Source organism: Aquitalea magnusonii (assembly GCF_003202035.1).
Lineage (GTDB): Bacteria > Pseudomonadota > Gammaproteobacteria > Burkholderiales > Chromobacteriaceae > Aquitalea > Aquitalea magnusonii.
Genome location: NZ_QJKC01000003.1, coordinates 251536 through 275551 on the forward strand (window position 1 = coordinate 251536; position 24016 = coordinate 275551).

The following is a 24016-nucleotide window of genomic DNA, read 5'->3' on the forward strand; positions in this document are numbered from 1 at the left end:
GTGAAATTTGTCATCTGGATTACCGGGCTGTTTGCCCTGGCCGTGCTGGTGGGGCTGGCCTCCACCCTGAATACCGGCTACGCCATCCTGTTTTTGCCGCCCTACCGCATGGAGGTGTCGTTCAACCTGCTGCTGCTGGGCATCGTGGCACTGATTGCGCTGGCTTATGTGGTGATGCGCATCATCAGCATCACCGCCGGCCTGCCTACCGAAGTGCGCCGTTTCCAGCGCCAGAAAAAGCTGAAAGCTGCCCGCCACGCCCTGCGTGAAGCCGGTATCGCCTTTTTTGAAGGCCGTTTCCAGAAAGCCGAACGCGAAGCGCTCAAGGCCATGGCCGACGAGTACGCGCCGGAAAACCGCGCCCTTGCCCTGCTGCTGGCAGCACGCTCCGCGGGTGCCACTGGCGATCTGGACAAGCGCGACAGCTATCTGCAACAGCTGGATGTCCTGCCGGAACGCCTGCAGCTGGCGCGCCACATGCTGGATGCCGAGCTGAAGCTGGAAGCCAAGGACGCACTGGGTGCGCTGGCCGCCATCGAACGCGCCCGTGCCCTGTCGCCCAATCTCACCAATGCCCTGCGCCTGGAGCTGAAGGTGCGCCTGCTGCAACGCCAGCCGGAAGCGGTACTGGCCCTGACCGAAAAACTGCTCAAGGCCGAGGCGCTGGAGCCGGCACAAGCCCGCCGCTACCGGCTGGCCGCCTACAGCCAGCAGCTGACCGGCTTTGTCGGCGGCCGCGAAGTACGCGACTGGCTGCGTCGCATCCCTGAGGCCGAACGGCGCAACCCGGTGCTGGTCAGCGAAATCGTCAGCCGGCTGATTGCGCTGGAAGACTTCGACTATGCCGCCACCCTGCTGGGTGAGGCACTGGCCGACGAAGAACAGGCCACGCCGGAACTGGCACGCGAGCTGGGCCAGCTGGCCGAGCGCCTGTCGCCGGAAAAGCGGCTGGAACTGATGCGCGATGCCGAAGGCTGGCTCAAGAGCCGCCCGCGCGATCACATGCTGCTGCTGGCACTGGGCCGGCTGGCCATGAACCAGCAGCTGTGGGGTAAGGCACAAAGCTATCTGGAGGCCAGTAACTCCATCAGCCCCACCTTGTGCGCCAATGCCGAGCTGGCCCGCCTGTTCGAGGCCACCGGCAAGGAAGAACAGGCCGCGCAGCATTACCACCGCAGCCTGGAACTGGCACTGGCCAAAGGCGACTGAAGCCCGGTCAGCCAGTAAAAAGCCCGCGTCTAACAACGCGGGCTTTTTCTTTGCCATCCCTGCCGCTCAGCTGCCGCCAGAACTGGCCTCGCGCTGGAACTCCAGCCTATCCCTACCCGCCTGCAATTGCAGCCGATTGCCCTGCATCACCAGCCGGGGCTGTGCCGACAACAGCTGGCTCAGGCTGCGTTCACGCTGCTCCAGCGCTGGCGGGCAGGCCATCAGGGTCGACATCATCGCCCCGGTCTTGAGCAGGCCGTTTTCCAGGCTCACCACACTGCCCAGACCATTACAGCCGGCGGAAGCCTGCAGGCGGCCGGCGGCAAACTCCAGCCGGTAGGGCTGCTGCTGGCCCGCGTCCACCTGTTGCCAGCGGCCTTGCAGGCTGGCCAGATCACGCGGCGCCTGCCAGCCCTGCGGCTTGTCGGCGGGCACGGCAGGGGGCGTGCTGGCACAGCCGCTTAGCCAGCCAAGGACCAGTACCGGTATCCAGAAATGTTTCATGCGCTGACTCCTGACGGTGCAGTCCCTGCTCATTGCACGCTGCGGCTGATGGTTTCGCTGAACACCACACGGTCGAGAATGGTGCGCACGGCCGAGGCATCGGCCGGCGGGTTCGGCACGGTTTCATAACGCAGCTTCAGGTAGTAGGCGGTATCGGGCTGCGGGGTGAAACCCTCGATCTCACCGTAGAACAGCTGCCAGGGCTGGTTTTCGCTGCTGCGTACCTGCAGGCATTGCATCTGCCCGGCGCCCGCGCTGCAGTTCTTGCGCTGGCTGCTGACATACAGATACTGCGGCCGCTGCATCGGAGCCGTGGCGGCAGCGGGGTGGCCTGCCGCTTGCTCCGGCTTGCGCACAAAGCGGTATTCGCCTGCACTACCCGTCAGCACCAGTTGCTGTGCCTTGCCATCGGTCTTGATCTGGAAGGGCTGCGACAGGAATCCGATATACGCCTGTTCGGTCTGCATCATGGCGGGCGGGCACATCATGCGCGTGGTGGCGACCACCAGCTTGCCCTCGGTATTGGTGTGGCCGGTAAAGCGGTTACACCCGGCAAAACCGCTGATGCCCTTGGCCTGAAACGACAGGGTGGGCAGCGGTTCGGCCACCTTGGGTGAGGCCAGTTGCCAGTCAGTGCCAATCAGATTGGGCTGGGCCAGCACAGGAGCAGACAACAGGGCGGCCATCACGGCAGTGGTTTTCCAGTGCATATTCATCTCCAAAATTAATCAACGCTAATATTTAAGAGGCCGCAACCGGCCATGAGTTCCATGCAGCTGCTACTGTCAACCCATCCTAAGGATGGCCACGCTCGCCGCCAAGTGTGGACGGCAGGCAAGAAAAAACCCTGCCGGCGCGACAGGGTTTTTGTTGTGAAAACCGGCAGAGGCTTAGTGCACCACGCCCTTCACCAGGTCTTCCACCACTTTCTTGGCATCGCCAAACACCATCATGGTCTTGTCCATGTAGAACAGCTCGTTGTCGAGGCCGGCATAGCCCACGCTCATCGAACGCTTCACCACGATCACGGTGCGTGCCTTGTGCGCTTCCAGAATCGGCATGCCGTAGATGGGGCTGGACTTGTCCTTCTGCGCCGCCGGGTTGACCACGTCGTTGGCACCAATCACCAGCACCACGTCGGTATTGTTGAAGTCGGAGTTGATTTCCTCCATCTCCAGCACCTGTTCGTAGGGCACTTCGGCTTCGGCCAGCAACACGTTCATGTGGCCCGGCATACGGCCTGCCACCGGGTGAATGGCATAGCGCACGGTGACGCCCTTTTCATGCAGCAGTTCGGCAAACTCCTGCAAGGCATGCTGGGCACGCGATACCGCCAGGCCATAACCCGGCACGATCACCACGCTGTCGGCATTGCTCATCAGGAAGGCTGCGTCTTCGGCCGAACCGGACTTGTAGTTCTTCGGGCCGCTGTCACCCGCGGCACCGCCAGCCGCCGCTTCGGCACCAAAGCCACCCAGCAGCACGGATACGATGGAACGGTTCATCGCCTTGCACATGATGTAGGACAGGATGGCACCGGACGAACCCACGCAGGCACCGGCAATGATCAGCACCGGGTTGTTCAGCGTAAAGCCGATACCCGCCGCCGCCCAGCCGGAGTAGGAGTTGAGCATGGACACCACCACCGGCATGTCGGCACCGCCAATCGGGATGATCAGCGTCACGCCCAGCACCAGGGCAATGGCCACCATCGCCAGGAAGGCGGCGTGGCTGTCGGTCAGGAAGTAGGCAATGCCGAAACCCAGCATGGCCAGCGCCAGCACCAGGTTCAGCAGATGCTGGCCATTGAAGCTGACCGCCTTGGAACCAAAGCGACCGGACAGCTTGCCGTAGGCAATCACCGAGGCGGTAAAGGTGATGGCACCAATAAACGCACCGATGAACAGTTCCACCTTCTGCACCGGGGTGTGTTCCACACCGGTATGGAAGATGGCAGCCACGGCAATCAGCACCGCGGACAGGCCCACCAGCGAGTGCATGGCGGCCACCAGTTCCGGCATGCCGGTCATTTCCACCGTCTTGGCCTTCCAGCCACCGATCACGGCACCGGCCACGATGGCGCCGGCAATCAGCCCCAGCACCGGCTTGTCCATGATGATGAAGGTGGTGAGCACGGCGATGACCATGCCGATGATGCCGAACTTGTTGCCGCGCAGCGCTGTTACCGGGCTGGACAAGCCCTTGAGCGCCAGGATGAACAGCACGGCCGCCACCAGATAAAGTACTGCAGATATATTAGCCATGGTTCTTCCTTACTTTTTCTTCTTCTTGAACATGTCCAGCATGCGCTGGGTGACCATGAAGCCGCCGAAGATGTTGATACTGGCCAGGAAGATGCCGATGGTACCCAGCACCGAGGTGAGGGTGATTTCGGAACCGTTGATGTCCACCACCTGCAGCATGGCGCCGACGATGATGATGCCGGAAATGGCATTGGTCACCGCCATCAGCGGGGTATGCAGCGCCGGGGTGACATTCCACACCACGTGGTAGCCGACAAACACGGCCAGCACGAAGACGGTAAGGCTGGCGATAAAGGGATCGACCATCTCTGTTCTCCTTAGTTGGCCGCCGGGAAACGTACCTGGCCGTCGTGGGTCACCAGGGTGGCCGCCAGCAGGTCGTCTTCCAGATTGAGGGTGAAGCCTTCCTTCGTCAGCATCAGCGACAGGAAGGTCAGCAGGTTTTTGGCATACAGGCTGGATGCATCCGCCGCCAGTTGGCCCGGCAGGTTGAACTGGCCCACCACGGTGACGTGGTTGTCGGTCACCACCACTTCGCCCGGCTGGGTCAATGCACAGTTGCCACCGGCTTCGGCGGCGATGTCGATGATCACCGAGCCTGGCTTCATCGCGGCTACGATGTCGGCGCTGATCAGCGTCGGCGCCTTTTTGCCCGGAATCAGCGCGGTGGTGATGATGATGTCGGCGGCACGCGCGTGCTTGCTCACCAGCTCGGCCTGGCGACGCTTGTAGTCGTCCGACATTTCCTTGGCGTACACGCCGTCGCTGGCGGCCTTTTCTTCATCGGTCATCGGCACTTCGATGAACTTGCCGCCCAGCGATTCCACCTGCTCCTTGGTGGATGGGCGCACGTCGGTGGCTTCCACCACCGCACCCAGCCGCTTGGCGGTGGCAATGGCCTGCAAACCGGCCACGCCCACACCCATGATCAGCACCTTGGCCGGCTTTACCGTGCCGGCCGCCGTCATCAGCATGGGCATGAAGCGCGGATAGTAATGGGTGGCCAGCAATACCGCCTTGTACCCGGCAATATTGTTCTGGCTGGACAGCACGTCCATGCTCTGTGCGCGGGTGGTACGCGGCAGCAGTTCCAGGGCAAAGGCGGAAACCTTCTTGGCCGCCAGCGCCGGGAAGCTGCTGTTCTGATACGGGGCCAGCTGGCCGATCAGCACCGCGCCGGTTTTCAGCTCGGCAATACCGGCTTCGTCCAGCGGACGCACGGTCAGCACGATGTCGGCCTGCCCCAGCGCCTCGGCCCGATTGGCCGCAATGCTGGCTCCCAGTTCGGCATAGGCCGCGTCGGGAGCGGCGGCAAACTGCCCGGCCCCCTGCTCCACCACCACGGAATGACCCATGGCGATCAGCTTTTTCACCGTTTCCGGTGTCGCGGCCACGCGTTTTTCACCAGCCAGCCTTTCGGCCGGAATAGCGATCTGCATGGTGTGAATCTCCTGCAAAGTGAAATGACAAAAAACAAAAAATAAAGATAGCGAACGCCCGTGCGAGGCCATTTTCGAACGAGCGTTTGAATTATATTAAAACCATGAATGTTGATTTTGCGCAATACTTTTACAAAATTGCGACAATCACCAACCATATACCGTCTGACGATCTGGTCAATACGGCAGGGTTATCCGGGCCGGGGTCTCGCAGCGCGGAAGTCGGGTGCGGGCAGGGAATCGGCATTGCCTGTTCTGTGCATCAGCCGGTGCGGCACCACTGGCGCAGGGAAGATCAACTGCCATCCAGGGTGGCAAGAACAGTGCCAAGTATGAAAAAGCACCTCGTTGCCTGACACTAACGGTTCGCCCGCCAGCTTGTAAAGCAGGGTTAACCATTAACACTAAGGTACTGTAAATCAAAATGAATGGCCGGCCGGCCGGGGTGAAAACCTTGGGCGGAAAGGCTTTTATCGTGCAGTGCACCATAATGCAAAGCCGCTTGCCGGCACTGGCAAAGAGGACGGTCAGCCCCAGTGCGCGGCATCAGCAGCAGCAGAGCAGCGGCGGCAGCCTCACCGGCGCTCATTTTGGCGCGGCGCCGTTTGCCGCCAGCAAACGGGCAATGCTGCCATCGCGCAGCATGCCACGCAGCACCACCGTCAGCCGGTCGCGCCGGGCATACCAGGGCGAGCGACGCGACAAGCCGAGCCGGCGCTCTTCCAGCCCCGGCAATTGCAGTGGCTGCTCGCGCACCAGGGCTTCCCAGCCCTGGCTGTGCAGCAGCTCCATGCCATTACGGCGGTTGATGACTAGCGCATCCACGCGCCCGGCCAGCAGTTTGCGAAAATTGGACAGGCTGTTTGGTGCGAAATCACGCTCCAGCTGTTTGTCTTGATCAAAGGCAGGCTGATAGCGCATGCCCTCCACCACTCCGATGCGTAATGCGTAGAGATCGGCATAGCGGCGCACCTGCCGCGTATCCGTGCGCCGCAGGTAAATCGCCAGCGGCGTGGCTGCCGCATAGGGGGGATCAAGAAAGTCGATGTATGCATCGCGCTCATCGCTATTGCGCACGCCAATCACCAGATCGGCCTGGCCTTGGCGCATGGCTTGCAGACAACGCTGCAGGGGGCAGGAGAGATAATGTACGGGGGCATCCAGCCGGGCGGCCAGCAATTTGACGATTTCCACATAAGGGCCAGACGGCTGGCCCTGTGCATCCAGCGTTTTCCAGGGGCTGAAGGTATTGAATGCCAATACCAGTGGCGGACTGGCCGCCCAAGCCGGGCATAAGCACAGTGACAGGATGATGGGCAACAAGCCGCGCAGGAAAGGCAATATGGCATCCGCAAAATGATTTTTGCTCATGCTAGCGCCAAACCCCGGCACGGTGCAGGTTTTTTGTCGGCGCGCCCGCAAGATGCCGTGCCTGCCCCTACAGGGCGGCAGTGATGCCGCATCTGAAACGCCGGGATAACGCTGATTGACTCACGGCAAACGCCGCATTCTTGCTTGTCTGCGCGGCTATTCGCCGTTCTCGCTGCGTCAGACAGGCTCTTACAACAGCCAGGCGGCCAGCATCAGCAGGGCATCCAGCAGCAACAGCCCCGCCGCCGCCAGCCGCCGTTGCAGCAGGCCGCCCAAGCCGGTCAGGCCGGCCACCAGCAGCAAGGCGTACGCCCACAGATGCAGCGTATCCAGGCCATCCACCTGCCACAGATAGGCGGCACCGGCGGCTGTCAGCAGGGCAAACTGCAACAGGGCCAGCGCCGTGCTGCTGCGGGTGAGCGGCAGATCATAGCGCTGGCGGGCGCGCTGCAAATCAAAAGCCGGGCCGTGGTCCACCACGCCGGCCGGCAGCCAGCCCGGTGCCTTGAACCACAGCTTGAACTTGTCCTGCCAGCGTGGAGCCCGCCGGGCCAGCTGCCACAGCGGCACATAGCCGGAAGCCACCGCCCACAGCGGGTTCCAGCTGTTGAGCGGCGTGCGGGTGCCGTACACCGGCGCTTCCACTTCTTCGGCAAAGGTGCCGAACAGGCGGTCCCAGATAATCAACATGCCGCCGTAATTCTTGTCCAGGTACTGATCATTCACCGCATGATGCACCCGGTGGTTGGAGGGCGAGGAAAACACCCGGTCGAACCAGCCCAGCTTGCCGATGTGCTCGGTATGAATCCAGAACTGATACAGCAGCACAATCAGCCCGGCCAGTGCGAACTGCTCCGGTGCGACACCGGCCAGCGCCATGGGCAAATAGAAGGGCCAGCCGAGAAAGGCCACCGTGCTTTCCTGGCGCAGTGCGGTGGACAGATTGAAATCCTGGCTCTGATGATGCACGGCATGCGCCGCCCAGAACACCGCACTCTCATGCCCCACGCGGTGCAGCCAGTAATCGCAAAAATCGAACATCACGATGGCCAGCAGCCAGCCCCAGGCGCCATGCCACAGCGCGGCGCGGGGGAACAGTGCCAGATGCCGCCAGGTCAGCCCATACAGGCCGATCTGGAACAAGGTGCTGACGCTGGCCACCAATTGGCTGAGCAGGCCCTGGCTCAGGCTGGCCAGCGCGTCACTCAGACGATAGGTGTTGCGGCCGATGGCCAGGCCATAACCCAGCTCCAGCAGCATCAACAGCAGGAAAACCGGGAAGGCATATACGGTGATTTGTTCCATCAGACTTGATCCGCAAGGCATGGCAAAACGGCACGCTGGGTGCCTGTACCAAACTGTACAGCAAAGCAGGCTCCGCTATTGTTGGTTTTTTGTAGCGCGATGCAGATACGGCCTGACCATCAGGTTCGGAAAAACTCGACTTGCGCTTGCAGTTGCACCGATAGCGACAACAGCTGCTGGGCGGCCTGGGCATTATTGGCCGAAATGCTTCCAGTTTCTTCAATCATGCTGACAATGCGCTTCATCTGCTGTGAAATATCCGCCACGGTACTTTCCTGCTCCTGATTGGCATTGGCAACCAATTGCGCATTGTGGAAAGAGTCCTCCGCCACCTGGCGGATTTCGGTCAGCGACAGGGCTGCATCACGCGCCAGGCTGTGCGCGCTGGCAACCCGTGGCGAAGCATTGGTCATGGCATCAACGGCAAAGCGGGTTTCCTGCTGGATGGCATCAATCATGTGCGCGATCTCACCGGTTGCCACACTGGTGCGCTCAGCCAGCTTGCGCACTTCGTCGGCCACTACCGCAAAACCACGCCCGCTCTCGCCGGCACGAGCAGCCTCAATGGCGGCATTCAGGGCCAGCAGATTGATTTGTGCGGCAATTTCGGCGATTACCTGGGTAATATTGCCAATCTCCTGCGAACGGCTTTGCAGCATGCCGATACGATGGGTTGATTCCTGTACCGCGCTGCTGACATCGGCGATTTCCGCGTTCACTTGCTCCACCACCGCCTGGCCACGCTGCGTCTGCTGCAGGGTCTGTTCCGAATTGGTATAGCTACGCTGGGCAATGGCCGACACATCATGAATACGGTTCAGCAAGCGCGTCACCAGCTGTGCCGTTTCTGCACTGGACTTCATTTCAGAACTGGCCGCAGCTTCGATTGCCTGCGAGGCTTGATTCAGATTACTGGATTGCTGGTGCAGCTGCGCCGTCGTGCCGTGCAAGGTCGCCACGATGGCACGCAGCCGCTGCTGCAGTTGGGACAGCGAGGCCAGCAAACTGTCCTGCCGGTCTGACACGGCAAACTCCTGCGTCAGATCACCATGCGACAACTTGGCCACCTGCTGCGCCGCCTGCCCGGGCTCGCCACCAATGGCCGCAATCACATTACGGCCGATCATCCAGCTCAGCCACCACAGCACCAGCACCAGCGCAATCAGGAAGATAAAGGAACGGGTCGCCGCACTGGTGAACTCGGCATTCACATCTTCGATATAGACACCGGTGCCCAGCCACCAGCCCCAGGGTTCAAAGGATTTGGCATAGGAAATCTTGGGCAACGGCACGGTACTGCCAGGCTTGGGAAACAGGTAATCCATTTCTGCGCTGCCATGCAGGCGCAGCTGGGTAATCCAGTCGCTGATATAGTGCTTGCCTGTCGGATCGGCGGCGTCCAGAAAGGCCTTGCCTTCCCGGCTGCGCTTGCCACCGTGCATGATGTTGACGCCGTTGAAGTCATAGATAAAGAAGTAATCAGCGCCGCCATTGTAGTGGCTGCTGCGCAGGATATCCCTGGCGCGTTTTTGCGCCTCGGCCGTGCTGATCTTGCCCTCTTGCGCTTGCTGGTATTGCTGCTGGATGACATGACTGGCCGACTCCACCAGCGCCTGGAGTGCCAGACGCTTTTGCAGCAGGATTTCCTGCCGTATCTGCCATACCGACCAGCCACCAAACAAGGCCAGGCCAAGCAGCATGACCAGGGTCAGGCCCATCATTTTTGTTTTCATGCCAAGAGCAGGACTGGCAGCCATTACAATGCCTCATGCGGGGTAGGACGGAGCTACCACTATAGCCATTCCCCTGTCATTTAGATTGATTGCAAACAACGATTTTTTGATTACAGCACGCCTGCCCGCGTCCTTCGTCAAGCCAGATAGCCGACACCCGCCCGGCCCCAGCCTGGGCAACAGGCCAGGCAAGCCCATCAAAACCAAAGCCCCGCAGAAGCGGGGCCGGGTCATGCGCCAAGAGCAGGCTGAGAATTACTTGCCAATGCAAAAACGGCTGAAGATCACCCCCAGCAAATCGTCCGGGGTGAACTGACCAGTGATTTCCGATAGCGCGTTCTGCGCCAATCGCAGCTCTTCGGCGAAGATCTCCACCATTTCCCAATCGGCATGCGCCAGCTCCATATGCTCGGCAGCGCGGCGGATGGCGTCCAGGTGGCGTTCGCGCGCCAGGAACACCCCTTCGCTGGCCCCGCTGTAGCCAATCAGTTCCAGCAGCCGCGCCTTCAGTAAATCCACCCCGGCATGGGTGCGAGCGGACAGGTGCAACACGCTGCGGCCATCCTGTTCGGACAGGCCGATGGCGTCGCCGCTGAGGTCGGCCTTGTTGTAGATGAACAAGCGCGGCAGTTGCGGCGGAATGCGCTCCAGAATGGCTTCCACCTCGGCGGTGACGCCGTCGCGGCTGTCCACCAGCACCAGCGCCACATCGGCGCGCTCCACTGCCTGCCAGGTGCGTTCGATGCCGATTTTCTCCACCACGTCGTCGGTATCGCGCAGGCCGGCGGTATCGATGATATGCACCGGCACGCCGTCGATGACGATTTCTTCGCGCACGGTGTCGCGGGTGGTGCCGGCGATATCGGTGACGATGGCGATATCATCGCCGGCCAGCGCATTCATCAGGCTGGATTTGCCGACATTGGGCTGCCCCACCAGCACCACATGCATGCCTTCACGCAGGATGGCGCCTTGCCGTGCGGTGGCCTGCACCTGTTGCAGGCGCTGGCGCAGGGTTTGCAGCTTGCCCAGCGCATCGGCCTGCTTGAGAAAGTCGATTTCTTCTTCCGGAAAATCCAGCGTGGCTTCCACCAGCATGCGCAGGGTGATCAGCTCGTCCACCAGCACATGGATTTCATTGGAAAAGGCGCCTTTCAGCGATTTGAGCGCACTGCGGGCAGCGGTTTCGCTGGAAGCATCAATCAGGTCGGCCACGCTCTCGGCCTGGGCCAGGTCCATCTTGTCATTGAGGAAGGCGCGCTTGGAAAACTCGCCCGGCTCGGCCAGCCGTGCGCCCAGCTGCAGGCAACGCGACAGCAGCATATTGAGCACCACCGGCCCGCCGTGGCCTTGCAGCTCCAGCACGTCTTCGCCGGTAAAACTGTTGGGGCCGGGGAAGTACAGCAGCAGGCCGTTGTCGATGGCCTGGCCATCTGCCGCGTAGAAATCGGTATAGGTAGCGTAGCGCGGCTTGGGCTGTTTGCCGCCGGTCAGCGCCGCGGCAAAAGGCAGCAGGTCACGGCCGGATACACGGATGACACCCACGCCGCCACGACCGGGCGCAGTAGCAATGGCACAGATGGTGACGGGAGCGTAAAGGGTAGGCATGCGGACTTTCCTTGCTGCAAACAGGCTGACCAAAGCCGCCGCCACATGGATGGCGACAGCGGCTTGGGTTAGCGTGCGCTGTTTTTTACTGTATCAGAAAGAAAGCCCGGCCTTTGTCCGGCCGGGCTTTGTCATTCACTACCGTCCCTATCAGGACTGCAGGGCGACTTTCTTGCTGTTTTCAATGCTCTTGTTGATATACCACTGCTGGGCAATCGACAGGATGTTGTTGACGGCGTAGTACAGCACCAGACCAGCCGGGAAGAAGAAGAACATGGCCGAGAAGGCAACCGGCATGATCTTCATCATCTTGGCCTGCATCGGGTCAGTCGGCGGCGGGTTCAGGAAGGTTTGCAGGAACATGGTGGCGGCCATGATCACCGGCAATACATAGTACGGGTCCGGGCGGGCCAGGTCGGTGTACCACAGGATCCACGGTGCCTGACGCAGCTCGACCGAAGCCAGCAGCGCCCAGTACAGGCCGATGAACACCGGAATCTGGATCAGCATGGGCAGACAGCCACCCAGCGGATTCACCTTCTCGCTCTTGTACATTTCCATCACGGCCTGCTGGAACTTCATGCGGTCGTCGCCGTATTGTTCCTTCATGCGTTCCAGGCGCGGTGCCAGGGCTTTCATCTTGGCCATGGAACGGTAGGACGCAGCCGTCAGCGGATAGAAGATGGCCTTGACGGTGAGGGTCAGCAGCACGATGGCCCAGCCCCAGTTCTGCACCAGACCGTGCAGCTTGGTCAGCAGCCAGAACAGCGGGGAGGCAAAGATGTGTACCCAGCCGTAGTCCTTGGAGTATTCCAGGCCGTCGGCCACCTTGGTCAGCACGCTGTAGTCTTCCGGGCCGGCATACAGCGGCACGGTGATGGAGGCGGTCTGGCCCGGATTGATGGTTTTCAGGTCGACGGTGGCGGCAGCGGAGTACAGGCCGTTGCTGTCCTTCAGCTCGAAGTGGCAGGACTTGTCATCCTTGCACACGCTGGCAGCGTCCAGCGGCTTCAGTACCCAGGCGGTCATGAAGTAATGCTGCAGCATGCCCACCCAGCCGTCGGTGGCGTTCTTGGCGTAGTCGCCCTTGCCCTTGGCCAGATCGTCGAAGGAAACCTTCTGGAACTTGTTGTCGGAGGTATACACCGCCGGGCCGGTAAAGGTGTGGGCAAAGCGGCCTTCGCCTTCCGGTGCCTGGCCGTCACGCAGCAGACGGTAATAGGCGGTCGGGGCCAGCGGGGTGCTGCCACCGTTGTGGATATCGAAGCGAACGCCGATATCGTAGCTGCCCTTCTTGAAGGTATAGGTTTTCACCACCTGCACGCCATTGGCGGCCGGGGCGGTCAGCTTCACCTGCAGGCTGTCGCCGTTCAGGGTGTAACTGGACTGCTCGGCGGTGTAGACCGTCTTGTGGGTGGGCAGGGCCGGATTGCTGGCTGCCACCAGGCCGGTCTGCGCCACATACACGCGACCATTCTTGTCGGTGAGCAGCTCGAAGGGCTTTTTGGCATCGGTGGCGGAATCGTGTTTCAGCAGGTCGAGCTGACGCAGGTCGCCGCCTACGGTATCGATTTCGGCCTTGATCACATCGGTGCTGACGCGAATGCGCTGACCGGCGGTAAGCTTGGCTGCATCAGCAGGCTGGGCGCTGGCGGTATGGCTGGCCGGTGCGTCCGGCTGCGAAGCCGTTTGGGTCTGGGCCACCTGCTGCGGGGCAGGCTTGGGCGCAAAGTACTCCTGCCACAGCAGGAGGATGCCCATGGACAGGACGATGAAGATTATGAGTCGCTTGGAATCCATCTCTACGATACCGGAAAGTTCAGGGAACCGGGTCATAACCACTGCCACCCCAGGGGTGACAGCGCCCGATGCGTTTCATCGCCAGAAAGCCGCCCTTGCAGGCGCCATGCTTTCTCACCGCCTCGATCGCGTAACTGGAACAGGTCGGCACATAGCGGCACCGCGGTGCCAGCCAGGGGCTGATGGCCAGTTGGTAAAAGCGGATCAGGAGGATGAGGAGGCGCGACATCGTGCCAGTTTAGCAAAGAGTGTAGACAAGGCGATGACAGCTTCTGCTCTGTCAGCGCGTGAAAAAGCCTGTTTGGCCCGGACAATGTAGTCCTGCGCCGGCAAACTTGCCTGATTCAGGCGAAACCACTCGCGTACCGTACGCTTGATGTAGTTTCGGCGTACCGCCCGCTTGTGAACCTTTTTGCCGACAACAAGGCCGACGCGGGCATGGCCCAGTTCGTTGGGGCGGGCGTACACCTGAAACAAGGCCGTGCTGCGCGCTTGCCGCAAACTAAAAACGGATGAAAATTCATCCGTTTTTAATAGCCGGTGCACACGGCGAAAGCGATAAGTCATTGCTGAACTTATACGGCCAGGCGCTTGCGACCCTTGGCGCGACGGGCGGCGATAACGGCGCGGCCACCGCGGGTCTTCATGCGAACGAGGAAGCCGTGAGTGCGCTTGCGACGGGTAGTGGAAGGCTGGTAAGTACGCTTCATGATAAAGAATTCCTGTTTCGAAACGGAAATAAACGCGTGATTTCACAAGAAAAACCGCCGCTTGTCAATGGCAAATTTTTAGCGCACCTGTGGATAACTTTGCTGAAAACCGTTAGAATGTCGAAACTTAACGCACCCCACCCCCTGCGTAATTATTAAACGAGACCACCCGCCCAGGGTGAACCACGCGACAGGAGGAGGGTGCAAGCCACTGCCATGCATGAACACATGCCAGGGTTACGCCCATGCCAGGCGCGCAGCGCCGGCCAACCCACCGGGCGGCAAACCATGGCCCATCCCGCCGAACCTCATCATCGTCACGGCGGGTTTTTGCTTTTACTTGTGTGTACTTAATGACCGAACTGGATCAATTCTGGCCTGCCTGCCTCGCTCGCCTCGAGGCCGAACTGTCTTCACAGCAGTTCAACACCTGGATCAAGCCGCTGGCGGCCGAAGCCAACGATGAAGGCATTGCGCTGTTTGCACCGAACCGCTTCATCATGCAGTTCATCAAGGACCGTTTCCTCGGCCGCATTGAAGAACTGGCAGTCGAGCTGGTGGGCGAAGCCCCGGTCGAGCTGCGCCTGGGCGCTCCCAGCAGCAAGCCGCTGGCCGTACCGGCCGCCGTGGGCAATGGCGCGCGCAAACCCGCGCCGGCCCCTGCCGCCAGCAGCCTTCCCAGCCAGGCCAAGCAGGCCGCGGTAAAAGCCATTGGCGGCAGCCACGAAAGCACCCGGCTCAACCCCTCGTTTACCTTCGACACCCTGGTAACCGGTAAGGGCAACCAGCTGGCGCGCGCCGCCGCCATGCAGATTGCCGAGAATCCGGGCGACCAGGCCTACAACCCGCTGTTTGTGTATGGCGGCGTGGGCCTGGGCAAGACCCACTTGATTCAGGCCATTGGCAACCACGTATTCCAGAAGAACCCGCAAGCCAAGATCCGCTACATCCACGCCGAGCGCTATGTGGCCGACATCATGCGCGCCTACCAGCACAAGGCCTTTGACGAATTCAAGCGCTACTACCACTCGCTGGATTTGCTGCTGATCGACGACATCCAGTTTTTTGCCGGCAAAAACCGCACCCAGGAAGAATTCTTCTACGCCTTTAACGCGCTGATCGAGGGCGGCAAGCAAGTCATCATGACCTGCGACACCTACCCCAAACAGATAGAAGGCATGGAAGAGCGGCTGATCTCGCGCTTCTCCTGGGGCCTGACCGTGGAAATCCAGCCGCCGGAGCTGGAAATGCGCGTGGCCATTCTGATGAAAAAGGCCGAGGCCGACAGCATCAAGCTGGACCACCCCGTCGCGTTCTTCATCGCCCAGAACGTACGCTCCAACGTGCGCGAACTGGAAGGCGCGCTCAAGCGCGTGGTGGCCTATGCCCGCTTTACCAACCAGAACATCTCGCTGGACCTGGTGAAAGAAGCGCTGAAGGACATCCTGGCCGCCGGCAACCGCCAGGTCACCGTGGACGCCATCCAGAAAACCGTGGCCGAGTACTACAAGATCAAGCTGTCCGACATGCACAGCAAAAAGCGCAGCCGCGACATTGCCCGGCCGCGTCAGGTAGCCATGGCCCTGGCCAAGGAGCTGACCCAGCTTTCCCTGCCCAATATCGGCGATGCCTTTGGCGGGCGCGACCACACCACCGTGCTGCATGCCTGCAAGACCATTGCCGAAATGCGCGGTAATGACGCCGATATGGCACACGATTACGATACGCTGCTATCCATGCTGCGTAACTGATGATGTTGAACCAACCGATAACTGACTCTGGACACATTCGGGAGCCCGAAACATGCTGATCCTGCAAGCCGAACGCGATGCCCTTCTCAAGCCCCTGCTGGCGGTGACCGGTATTGTCGAACGACGCCATACCCTGCCGATTCTTTCCAATGTCCTGATTGAAAAGAAGGGCGGCCAGGTAGGCTTTCTGGCCACCGATCTGGAAATCCAGATCACCACCGCCAGTGCCGACGAACTGCCGGGCGAAGACTTCCGCCTGACCACCTCGGCCAAAAAGCTGCAAGACATCCTGCGCGCCATACCGGACAAGGCCACCGTCACGCTGGAACAGCTGGACGGCCGCCTGACGCTGAAAGCCGGCAAAAGCCGCTTCAACCTGCAAACCCTGCCGGCCGAAGACTTTCCGCTGCTGTCGGTAGGCTCGGCCTCGGACGCCAGCTTCACCCTGCCGCAACGCGAACTGAAACGCCTGATCTCCCAGGTGCAATTTGCCATGGCGGTGCAGGACATCCGTTACTACCTGAATGGCCTGCTGATGCAGACCGACGGCAACCAGGTCAAGCTGATCGCCACCGACGGCCACCGCCTGGCCTTTGCCAGCGCCGACGTGGAAGCCACCCTGCCCAAGGCCGAAGTCATCCTGCCGCGCAAGACCATCCTGGAGCTGTACAAGCTGCTGCAAGACAGCGACGACGAAATCAACATCGAAGTGCTGGCCAACCAGGTGCGCTTCAGCTTTGGCTCCACCGTCATCATCAGCAAGGTGGTGGACGGCAAGTTCCCCGACTACAACCGGGTGATTCCGCTGGATAACGACAAGATCTTCCTGATCGAACGCCTCACCTTCCTGCACGCCCTGCAACGCGCCGCCATTCTGGCCAACGAAAAATTCCGCGGCGTGCGTCTGGTACTGGCACCGGGCAAGATGTCCATCCTGTGTACCAACAGCGAGCAGGAAGAAGCGGAAGAAGAACTGGAAATCGCCTACCAGGGCGGCGAACTGGAAATCGGCTTCAACATCAACTACCTGCTGGATGTGCTGACCAACCTGCCGGCCGACACCCTGCAAATGGCGTTTGGCGATGCCAACCGCAGCACGCTGGTCACCATTCCCGACTACAGCAACTTCAAATACATCGTGATGCCGATGCGCATCTAGGGAGTAGTGAGTAGGAAGTGGGGAGTCGGGTTTGACCACTCCCCCCGCAGGTCTTGAATTTGACTTTATTACAGCAGGAAGCGTGATGACGCAGTGGCTTACTCCCCACTCCCGACTCCCCACTCCCGCTGTTCAGGAACAAGCATGAGCGAACAGGAATACGGCGCGGATAGCATTAAAGTCCTCAAGGGTCTGGATGCAGTACGCAAACGCCCCGGCATGTACATTGGCGATACCTCGGACGGCACCGGTCTGCACCACATGGTGTTCGAAGTGCTGGACAACGCCATTGACGAAGCCCTGGCCGGCCATGCCGACACCATCAAGGTCATCATCAACCCCGACAACTCCATCACCGTATCGGACAACGGCCGGGGCATCCCCACCGACATCCACCCGGAAGAAGGACGCTCGGCGGCCGAAGTGATCATGACCATCCTGCACGCCGGCGGCAAATTCGACAGCAACAGCTACAAGATCTCCGGCGGCCTGCACGGCGTGGGCGTATCGGTAGTGAATGCGCTGTCCGACTGGCTGAAGCTGAAAATCTGGCGTGACGGCAAGGTACACGAAATGGAATTCCGCCGCGGCGACGCCGTGGCCCCGCTCACCGTCACCGGCCACAGCAACCACCGCGGCACCGAAGTCACCTTCCGCGCCAGCGAAGAAACCTTCGGCCTGGTGGAATACCACTTCGACATCCTCGCCAAGCGCATCCGCGAACTGTCCTTCCTCAACCAGGGCGTGGGCATCAACCTGCTGGACAAACGCACGGGCAAGGAAGAAAACTTCGCCTTCTCCGGCGGCGTGGCCGGTTTTGTCGAATACATGAACCGCAACAAGACCGTGCTGCACCCCAAGGTGTTCCACGGCATGGGCGAAAAAGACGGCATGACGGTGGAAGTGGCCATGCAATGGAACGACTCCTACCAGGAAAGCGTCCAGTGCTTCACCAACAACATCCCGCAGCGTGATGGCGGCACCCACATGACCGCCCTGCGCCAGGTGATGACCCGCACGCTCAACCAGTACATCGAAGAACACGAAGTCGCCAAAAAGGCCAAGGTCGACACCACTGGCGACGACATGCGCGAAGGCCTCACCTGCGTACTGTCCGTCAAGCTGCCCGACCCCAAGTTCTCCAGCCAGACCAAGGACAAGCTGGTCTCCAGCGAAATCGGCCCGGTAGTCAACGAAGTCATCAGCGAAGCGCTCAAGAGCTATTTGCTGGAAAACCCCAACGACGCCAAAACCATCTGCGGCAAGATCGTCGATGCCGCCCGCGCCCGTGAAGCCGCGCGCAAAGCCCGCGAAATCACCCGCCGCAAAGGCATCATGGACGGCCTGGGCCTGCCCGGCAAACTGGCCGACTGCCAGGAAAAAGACCCCAAGCTGTGCGAACTCTACCTGGTCGAGGGTGACTCCGCCGGCGGCTCCGCCAAGCAAGGCCGCGACCGCAAATTCCAGGCCATCCTGCCCTTGAAGGGCAAGATCCTCAACGTGGAACGCGCCCGCTTCGACAAGATGCTGCAAAGCCAGGAAGTCGCCACCCTGATTACCGCCATGGGCTGCGGCATCGGCAAGGACGAATACAACCCGGACAAGCTGCGCTACCACCGCATCATCATCATGACTGACGCCGACGTCGACGGCGCGCACATCCGCACCCTGCTGCTCACCTTCTTCTACCGCCAGATGCACGAACTGGTGGAACGCGGCCACATCTACATTGCCCAGCCGCCGCTGTACAAGGCCAAGCACGGCAAGCAAGAGCGCTACCTGAAGGACGACTACGAACTGAACCAGTACCTGCTGCAACTGGCACTGGAAAAAGCCGAACTCGTCCCCGGCACCGACGCCGCCCCGCTGGCCGGCGACACCCTGGCCGAAGTAGCCCGCCAGTTCCTGCTGGCCCGCGCCGTGATCGAACGCGAAAGCCGCGTCATCGACCCGCTGGTACTGGAAGCCATGCTCAAATCCGGCCGCCTGTCACTGGAAACCGAGCAAGCCTCCAACGACAGCGTCGCCCGCCTGCGCGCACTGGTACCGGCCGAAGCCATCACGCTGGACCTGCTGCACGACGAAAAGAACGACGGCCACCTGATCAAGATCACCCGCAAGCTGCACGGCAACGTGCTGGTGACCGTGCTCGACCAGGACTTCCTGGAAACCGGCGACTACGCCGAACTGGCCAAAACCGGCGAACTGCTCAGCGGCCTGCTGCGCGATGGCGCCACCGTCCGCCGCGGTGAAACCGTGAAGCCGATCAGCGAATTTGGCCAGGCACTGGACTGGCTGCTGGCCGAAGTGAAAAAGGGCATGAACATCCAGCGCTACAAAGGCCTGGGCGAAATGAACCCGGAACAGCTGTGGGAAACCACCATGGACCCGAACGTGCGCCGCCTGCTCAAGGTACGCATCGAGGACGTGATGGGCGCCGACGACGTGTTCACCACCCTGATGGGCGACGACGTGGAACCCCGCCGCGCCTTTATCGAAGGCAATGCCCTGATTGCGCGGAATATTGATGTGTAAGGGGTAAGCACCCGCCGCGCATGCAGAACTGCATGGCACTGAGGTAAAAAAAGCGACCGGATTTTCTGGTCGCTTTTTTCTTGCCGCTGCTCACCACAGCCATATTGCTTGGTGGACAGCGCGTTTTGTCGTGCGTAGGATTAAATCCTATTGATTTCAAAAGAGATTGCCATGCGGACCACCCAGCAAATGAGCATCACCCTGCCCAATGACATGGCAGAAGAGGTGAAAGCAAAAGTACGCTCTGGAGAATACGCCAGTGAAAGCGAAGTCATCCGCGATGGACTGCGCGCACTGATGGCACGGGACCGTGCCGTGGAAAGCTGGCTGCTCAATCAGGTAGGCCCGGCCTATGACGCCCTGCAGGCCGACCCGTCCCGCGCTGTCAGCGCAGACCAGGTGCGCGCCCGCCTGGCCGCCGAGCACGCCAAAAAACCATGAGCCATCAAGTAGTGTTCAGCCCGGAGGCCATGGAGCAGCTTGCCGCGCTGTACCGCTATATCGCAGAAGCCGCTTCGCCGCCTATCGCAGCGCAATACACCGAGGCCATCGTAAGCTATTGCGAAAACCTGCACAGCTTTCCGCTGCGCGGGACCAGCCGCGACGAGGTGCGGCCAGGGCTACGCATTACCCATTACAGGAAACGCACCGTCATTGCCTTCAGTGTGGATGCCGAAACGGTATCCATTATTGGCATCTTCTATGGCGGGCAAGACTACGCGGCCATCCTGCACGACAGCGACGCCGATACCTAAGCCGGGTGACGGGGTAGTCTGGCTAGCGACGGCGAAACTAGCATCGAGCTTGTAGAGAGTGACCGGGCGCGGCACCCTGCGGCGGCCCTCGATTTGAACTGTCCAGGATTCCTTGACAGTTGCCATCCAACACAGCCCTCCACCTTCAAAAAAATCCTTTAAGGTAGAGTCCAACAGTTTGCTTACTGACGGTATCAGCAGAGCCATTGCACCCGCTGCTCTGGCAACGCCCCGGATAATTGAGTGACTGATATAGATGATGGCATCGGCGTACCGAGGGGAAAGCCCGGCCCCGCCCTACCGATCACACATTTGAGAATGCCTGTGTTGCACACTGTACTGGTTTGGCCGGGGTGAGACCGCAGGGGATGCCCGGAAGGGACGATCCACCGTTATGCAATAAAAGTATTATCCGGAATACTCGGTAGAGAGAATCACAAAATACGCTCCAAACCATCCCATCCAGATCGTACTGGGTCAAAGTCTCTAGGGTCATACAAGCCTATTTCCTCCAGAGAATACTGCATTTTTCCATAATTACAGGCACTGCAAGTAATCACAACATTTTCTAAATCATTACTCCCACCATGCCAATGTGGAATAACATGATCATACTGGAGCCAAAGACATTGAAAACCGGCATGCTGAGTAATATTACTATTTCCCCAAGGAATCTGTTCCGGATAAATTGAATGCAGGTATTTCCTTACCTCTGCACGAATGACCGGAATACCACAAAATCGACAGTGATGGCCATCACGATGCAGTAGCTGCCGTTTCTGTTCAGCATTTGGCATTCTTACAGGAAGTTTTTCAGCCTGCTCGATACGTTCAATTTTCCTGACGACAACATAGGGACTATTTTTCCCCCAAATAGACTCTGTCCATTCCCTAACCTTTTGGTCATTGGCCAAAACAAAAAGCTGCTTTGCCACCTCAAACTTACCTTGCATATGAGCAGATACTGCAGCATCAAGGTAACGAGCCACATCAAATATCTCTTGAATCGGCTCACGCAACATGCGCTTCTTAAGAAAATTATTCAAATGACTTTCCCTTCAACATCAACCCATTGAAAAACATGATATGTTTTTACTAAACATTTCATTATTTTCCATCTAAAACATTCACTACTTGACTGGAACATAATCCCAAAATTACACCAGATAAACGAGCAAAATAGGTGGCATTTATCTTCGAAAGCAACTAAATCCGCACTGTAATGCCAATTCAGCTCAGGCCGATTAAGCACTCCTTGCTTATTATCCCCCCCTCATCCCCAGCGTCTGTTTACACCTCGGATAGTTGTGGCATCCCCAGAAATCCGGCCGGCCGCCTTTGCCAGCCACATGGCGCATGGGGATGCCGCAATGTGGGCAGGTGGGGGTGGTGTAATCGCCGCGGGTGGCGAATTCCAGTAGCTGCTGTTTTGCGTCTACGGGCAGGCGCTCAATCATGGTCAGCATCATGGCGCCGTCGATCAGTGAGATGTGGTTACTGCTGGCTACCAGCTTGGCATCGTCGGAAAACTTGCCGCTGGTCATGAAGAAGGCTTTGGGTATTTTTTCGTGGGTCATCACGCCCAGTAATTCCCGCACTGGTTTAACGCCCACATAGCGTTCGCCCCAGGCTTTGCATTGCACGATGGACGTAGCCTTGCCGGAATCATCCTGATACAGGCGGATATCAATCCCGCCATCCGGCCCCAGCGGGGTGGTTTCACTTTTGATGCCGTGCAGTTGGTAAAACTGCTGACATACATCTTCAAAGCGTTTCCATTCCAGACTATGAATCAGCGCCAGCGACCAGGCTTGGGGTTTGGACGGTGGCGTGGGTTTGGTGATGGTAGGCGGGGGGACATACGCATCAGCGACGACATCACGTGGAGGGGGAGCGCTTGGCCGTGGTGTGGCGGGGGTGAGTGGTGGGATAACCCGTTTGTTGGCGGGTGGACGTTGGCCAAACTCGCGCAGGGCTGCTAATGCAGCAAGCAGGAAAAAGAAACCAGCAGGCAGCCACGCCATGGCGGCAAAGGCTTGTGACAGAGGTTTCAAGAACATATTGCCCGCCCACATGGCGGGCAGTATCTGCTTGAACAGAATCAAACTGGCAACAGCAAAGCCCACACTGACATACCACGGCGAGGCAATCAGCCCCTGAGCGAAACTCTGCTTTGGCTTACGACGGGCCACACCCACTCTCCCTTAGCATCAATAAATTGACCCCAACAGGAAAGCACGCGTTTGGCATAAACACAAGCCTGAAATGCAGCTAATACGCAATGGCGTGGGTGTGTGATGGTGGAACGCCCCCATGAATCGGGGGGCTTCCGCCCTACCGATCTGACCTTATAAGCCTGGAGCCGGCCCTATCATCGCCTCAATACCTTCTGACTCCACTTCTTCCAGAAACAGATCAAAGGCTTCCTGATCGGTAGCGAACTCGCCATCGTAAACCGTGGAGTTGTCGTACTGATCGACGATTTCCAGCGTCCAGCCGCTATCCGGCAGGCGATAGATGAACACCTCCACCGTTTTGCCATCGGCGCTGTATTTCTGTTGCAGCGGGGAGTAGATCAGGTCTTTTTCGTCGTACATGGCTGGTTTCTCGTGGTGAGGTGTCGTGATTGTCGGTGCATCGACTGACAACGTTCAGCAGTGGGCATCTGCAATAGATACGATGGCCTGCACTTCATGCTGGAAAACATAGGGATCGGAAATTAGCTCGCATTGCTCATCATCCGGATAAGTCACGGCCACATGATAGTCGCCACTTGGCAAAGAACGCGTCTCTTAAGACCTTGCCCGCCGTTTCAGGGTGTTCTCCAGCGCCTGCAATTCGGCCTCATCCTGCAAGTCTGCGGCAATGGCTTCCTGCCGTTTGCGGTCCTGATCAAACTGCACGAACAGCTCGCCCATGTGCATTTCCATCTGCGCGTGGCTGATGCTGCCGGCGTCGGTCAGCAGCGGGAAACCGTTGAGAGTGATGATCTGGTCCACATTCTGTTTCCAGAAGGCCATGCGGGTTTCCTGCTTGCTCTTGGCCCGTAGTTCGGCGGTTTCCAGGAAGATCACCACCAGCCGGTTCAGGGTGTCGATTTCGTCCTCGGTCAGGTAGTTTTTGGCCACGAGGATATCTGCCTTGTGTACCTTATTTCCCTGCCAGGCAAGCAAGCCAAAATTGGGGTCTGCCGGGTTGGCACGGGCGGTAATCAGTTCGGCTGCGGTCTTTTGCGTCACGGCATAGATCAACTGGTTTTGCACCGTGGCAAAGAAAAGCTGGGTGGCCTTGTCGGTCTTGTCGTAGTCGCTGCAGAGGGCAAACAGGTCGCGCACTTTCTGATAAAAGCGCTTTTCCGAGGCCCGAATATCGCGGATGCGGCCCAGCATCTCGTCGAAGTAGTCCGGGCGGCCGTCCGGGTTCTTCAGCCGCTCGTCGTCCATGACAAAGCCCTTGACCAGATACTCTTTCAGCACGGTGGACGCCCAGCGGCGAAACTGCACGCCACGCGGCGAGCGCACGCGGTAGCCGACAGCGAGGATGGCATCGAGCTTGTACAGCGTGACGGGGCGGTTTACTTCTCGCCCTCCTTCGGTTTGAACTACCGAGGATTCCTCGGTAGTTGCCTCACGCAGCAACTCGCCGTCCTCAAAGATGTTCTTGAGGTGCAGCCCCACATTGTCCGTGCTCACATCAAACAGCTGGGCCATTTCACGCTGCGTCAGCCAGACCGTGTGGTCTTTCGCCCGTAGTTTGATCTGGCTGCGGCCATCTTCGGTGGTATAGAGAATGAGATCGCTCATGCTTCAAGCCCTTCCTGAGACTGTCACAATGATGATCATTGGTCTGACTTTGTTGATTGGAGATGCCGTG

23 protein-coding genes are annotated in these 24016 nt (G+C 59.5%); 6 read left to right on the plus strand and 17 right to left on the minus strand.

Annotated features, from left to right (window positions below):
- Positions 1-1209 (plus strand): heme biosynthesis protein HemY, encoded by a 1209-nt coding sequence (locus DFR38_RS04800; RefSeq protein WP_059287125.1) that lies wholly within the window; start codon positions 1-3, stop codon positions 1207-1209.
- A gap of 66 nt (positions 1210-1275) precedes the next feature.
- Here DFR38_RS04800 and DFR38_RS04805 read toward each other — a convergent pair whose 3' ends face one another.
- The 13 genes from DFR38_RS04805 to rpmH all read right to left on the minus strand — a co-directional run bounded on the left by DFR38_RS04805 (position 1276) and on the right by rpmH (position 13943).
- A complete protein-coding gene (locus DFR38_RS04805) occupies positions 1276-1713 on the minus strand; it encodes an META domain-containing protein (protein WP_158527687.1) in 438 nt (145 codons plus the stop codon).
- A 29-nt stretch (positions 1714-1742) separates the two neighbouring features.
- Positions 1743-2423, minus strand: coding sequence for an META and DUF4377 domain-containing protein (locus DFR38_RS04810; protein ID WP_158527688.1), 681 nt, complete (start codon positions 2421-2423; stop codon positions 1743-1745).
- A gap of 180 nt (positions 2424-2603) precedes the next feature.
- A complete protein-coding gene (locus DFR38_RS04815) occupies positions 2604-3977 on the minus strand; it encodes an NAD(P)(+) transhydrogenase (Re/Si-specific) subunit beta (RefSeq protein ID WP_059287122.1) in 1374 nt (457 codons plus the stop codon).
- 9 nt (positions 3978-3986) lie between these two features.
- Positions 3987-4283 carry a proton-translocating transhydrogenase family protein gene (locus DFR38_RS04820; RefSeq protein WP_045848133.1) on the minus strand — a complete coding sequence of 99 codons (297 nt, stop codon included), beginning with the start codon at positions 4281-4283 and terminating at the stop codon, positions 3987-3989.
- 11 nt (positions 4284-4294) lie between these two features.
- Positions 4295-5416: a Re/Si-specific NAD(P)(+) transhydrogenase subunit alpha gene (locus DFR38_RS04825; protein WP_110313077.1), complete on the minus strand. Its 1122-nt coding sequence runs from the start codon at positions 5414-5416 to the stop codon at positions 4295-4297.
- 585 nt (positions 5417-6001) lie between these two features.
- Complete coding sequence (locus DFR38_RS04830; protein ID WP_110313078.1) at positions 6002-6787, minus strand: substrate-binding periplasmic protein; 786 nt, start codon at positions 6785-6787, stop codon at positions 6002-6004.
- 189 nt (positions 6788-6976) lie between these two features.
- Positions 6977-8092 (minus strand): sterol desaturase family protein, encoded by a 1116-nt coding sequence (locus tag DFR38_RS04835; RefSeq protein WP_059285851.1) that lies wholly within the window; start codon positions 8090-8092, stop codon positions 6977-6979.
- 119 nt (positions 8093-8211) lie between these two features.
- Positions 8212-9813: a methyl-accepting chemotaxis protein gene (locus DFR38_RS04840; protein ID WP_059285850.1), complete on the minus strand. Its 1602-nt coding sequence runs from the start codon at positions 9811-9813 to the stop codon at positions 8212-8214.
- Positions 9814-10080: 267 nt separating this feature from the next.
- Positions 10081-11433, minus strand: a complete 1353-nt coding sequence (mnmE, locus tag DFR38_RS04845) for a tRNA uridine-5-carboxymethylaminomethyl(34) synthesis GTPase MnmE (protein ID WP_110313079.1) — start codon at positions 11431-11433, stop codon at positions 10081-10083.
- A 150-nt stretch (positions 11434-11583) separates the two neighbouring features.
- Entirely contained in the window at positions 11584-13233 is a 1650-nt protein-coding gene (gene yidC, locus DFR38_RS04850) for a membrane protein insertase YidC (RefSeq protein ID WP_059285849.1), read from the minus strand.
- Positions 13234-13252: 19 nt separating this feature from the next.
- Positions 13253-13462 (minus strand): membrane protein insertion efficiency factor YidD, encoded by a 210-nt coding sequence (yidD, locus tag DFR38_RS04855; protein WP_045848138.1) that lies wholly within the window; start codon positions 13460-13462, stop codon positions 13253-13255.
- On the minus strand, positions 13438-13800 hold the full coding sequence (gene rnpA / locus DFR38_RS04860; protein ID WP_082693426.1) for a ribonuclease P protein component: 363 nt from the start codon (positions 13798-13800) through the stop codon (positions 13438-13440). The genes yidD and rnpA overlap by 25 nt, the downstream gene beginning before the upstream one ends.
- 8 nt (positions 13801-13808) lie before the next feature.
- A complete protein-coding gene (gene rpmH / locus DFR38_RS04865; RefSeq protein WP_011137953.1) occupies positions 13809-13943 on the minus strand; it encodes a 50S ribosomal protein L34 in 135 nt (44 codons plus the stop codon).
- A gap of 353 nt (positions 13944-14296) precedes the next feature.
- Between rpmH and dnaA the strand changes: the two genes are divergently transcribed.
- The 5 genes from dnaA to DFR38_RS04890 all read left to right on the plus strand — a co-directional run bounded on the left by dnaA (position 14297) and on the right by DFR38_RS04890 (position 20143).
- The gene (dnaA, locus tag DFR38_RS04870) at positions 14297-15694 is read left to right on the plus strand and encodes a chromosomal replication initiator protein DnaA (protein WP_110313080.1); all 1398 of its coding nucleotides are present in this window, start codon (positions 14297-14299) and stop codon (positions 15692-15694) included.
- A gap of 52 nt (positions 15695-15746) precedes the next feature.
- Positions 15747-16853 carry a DNA polymerase III subunit beta gene (dnaN, locus tag DFR38_RS04875; protein ID WP_059285847.1) on the plus strand — a complete coding sequence of 369 codons (1107 nt, stop codon included), beginning with the start codon at positions 15747-15749 and terminating at the stop codon, positions 16851-16853.
- 144 nt (positions 16854-16997) lie between these two features.
- Positions 16998-19388: a DNA topoisomerase (ATP-hydrolyzing) subunit B gene (gene gyrB, locus DFR38_RS04880; protein ID WP_059285846.1), complete on the plus strand. Its 2391-nt coding sequence runs from the start codon at positions 16998-17000 to the stop codon at positions 19386-19388.
- 171 nt (positions 19389-19559) lie between these two features.
- A complete protein-coding gene (locus DFR38_RS04885) occupies positions 19560-19829 on the plus strand; it encodes a ribbon-helix-helix domain-containing protein (protein WP_110313081.1) in 270 nt (89 codons plus the stop codon).
- Entirely contained in the window at positions 19826-20143 is a 318-nt protein-coding gene (locus tag DFR38_RS04890) for a type II toxin-antitoxin system RelE/ParE family toxin (RefSeq protein WP_059285844.1), read from the plus strand. The genes DFR38_RS04885 and DFR38_RS04890 overlap by 4 nt, the downstream gene beginning before the upstream one ends.
- 434 nt (positions 20144-20577) lie before the next feature.
- Here the strand turns inward: DFR38_RS04890 and DFR38_RS04895 are convergent, their stop codons facing one another.
- The 4 genes from DFR38_RS04895 to DFR38_RS04910 form a co-directional block, all read right to left on the minus strand.
- Positions 20578-21189, minus strand: coding sequence for an HNH endonuclease (locus tag DFR38_RS04895; RefSeq protein ID WP_204377461.1), 612 nt, complete (start codon positions 21187-21189; stop codon positions 20578-20580).
- Between the two features lie 216 nt (positions 21190-21405).
- Complete coding sequence (locus tag DFR38_RS04900; protein ID WP_146215914.1) at positions 21406-22335, minus strand: restriction endonuclease; 930 nt, start codon at positions 22333-22335, stop codon at positions 21406-21408.
- Between the two features lie 156 nt (positions 22336-22491).
- On the minus strand, positions 22492-22740 hold the full coding sequence (locus DFR38_RS04905; RefSeq protein WP_059285842.1) for a hypothetical protein: 249 nt from the start codon (positions 22738-22740) through the stop codon (positions 22492-22494).
- 195 nt (positions 22741-22935) lie between these two features.
- Complete coding sequence (locus DFR38_RS04910) at positions 22936-23946, minus strand: virulence RhuM family protein (RefSeq protein ID WP_059285841.1); 1011 nt, start codon at positions 23944-23946, stop codon at positions 22936-22938.
- Positions 23947-24016: the final 70 nt, after the last annotated feature.

Coding starts and splice junctions, on each gene's coding strand:
- gyrB (WP_059285846.1), top strand. CDS start 16,998: ATGAGCGAACAGGAATACGGCGCGGATAGCATTAAAGTCCTCAAGGGT.
- rnpA (WP_082693426.1), bottom strand. CDS start 13,800: ATGACTTATCGCTTTCGCCGTGTGCACCGGCTATTAAAAACGGATGAA.
- dnaN (WP_059285847.1), top strand. CDS start 15,747: ATGCTGATCCTGCAAGCCGAACGCGATGCCCTTCTCAAGCCCCTGCTG.
- DFR38_RS04905 (WP_059285842.1), bottom strand. CDS start 22,740: ATGTACGACGAAAAAGACCTGATCTACTCCCCGCTGCAACAGAAATAC.
- DFR38_RS04910 (WP_059285841.1), bottom strand. CDS start 23,946: ATGAGCGATCTCATTCTCTATACCACCGAAGATGGCCGCAGCCAGATC.
- mnmE (WP_110313079.1), bottom strand. CDS start 11,433: ATGCCTACCCTTTACGCTCCCGTCACCATCTGTGCCATTGCTACTGCG.
- DFR38_RS04820 (WP_045848133.1), bottom strand. CDS start 4,283: ATGGTCGATCCCTTTATCGCCAGCCTTACCGTCTTCGTGCTGGCCGTG.
- DFR38_RS04810 (WP_158527688.1), bottom strand. CDS start 2,423: ATGCACTGGAAAACCACTGCCGTGATGGCCGCCCTGTTGTCTGCTCCT.
- yidC (WP_059285849.1), bottom strand. CDS start 13,233: ATGGATTCCAAGCGACTCATAATCTTCATCGTCCTGTCCATGGGCATC.
- DFR38_RS04805 (WP_158527687.1), bottom strand. CDS start 1,713: ATGAAACATTTCTGGATACCGGTACTGGTCCTTGGCTGGCTAAGCGGC.
- rpmH (WP_011137953.1), bottom strand. CDS start 13,943: ATGAAGCGTACTTACCAGCCTTCCACTACCCGTCGCAAGCGCACTCAC.
- yidD (WP_045848138.1), bottom strand. CDS start 13,462: ATGTCGCGCCTCCTCATCCTCCTGATCCGCTTTTACCAACTGGCCATC.
- DFR38_RS04890 (WP_059285844.1), top strand. CDS start 19,826: ATGAGCCATCAAGTAGTGTTCAGCCCGGAGGCCATGGAGCAGCTTGCC.
- dnaA (WP_110313080.1), top strand. CDS start 14,297: ATGACCGAACTGGATCAATTCTGGCCTGCCTGCCTCGCTCGCCTCGAG.
- DFR38_RS04815 (WP_059287122.1), bottom strand. CDS start 3,977: ATGGCTAATATATCTGCAGTACTTTATCTGGTGGCGGCCGTGCTGTTC.
- DFR38_RS04840 (WP_059285850.1), bottom strand. CDS start 9,813: ATGATGGGCCTGACCCTGGTCATGCTGCTTGGCCTGGCCTTGTTTGGT.
- DFR38_RS04885 (WP_110313081.1), top strand. CDS start 19,560: ATGCGGACCACCCAGCAAATGAGCATCACCCTGCCCAATGACATGGCA.
- DFR38_RS04835 (WP_059285851.1), bottom strand. CDS start 8,092: ATGGAACAAATCACCGTATATGCCTTCCCGGTTTTCCTGCTGTTGATG.
- DFR38_RS04825 (WP_110313077.1), bottom strand. CDS start 5,416: ATGCAGATCGCTATTCCGGCCGAAAGGCTGGCTGGTGAAAAACGCGTG.
- DFR38_RS04830 (WP_110313078.1), bottom strand. CDS start 6,787: ATGAGCAAAAATCATTTTGCGGATGCCATATTGCCTTTCCTGCGCGGC.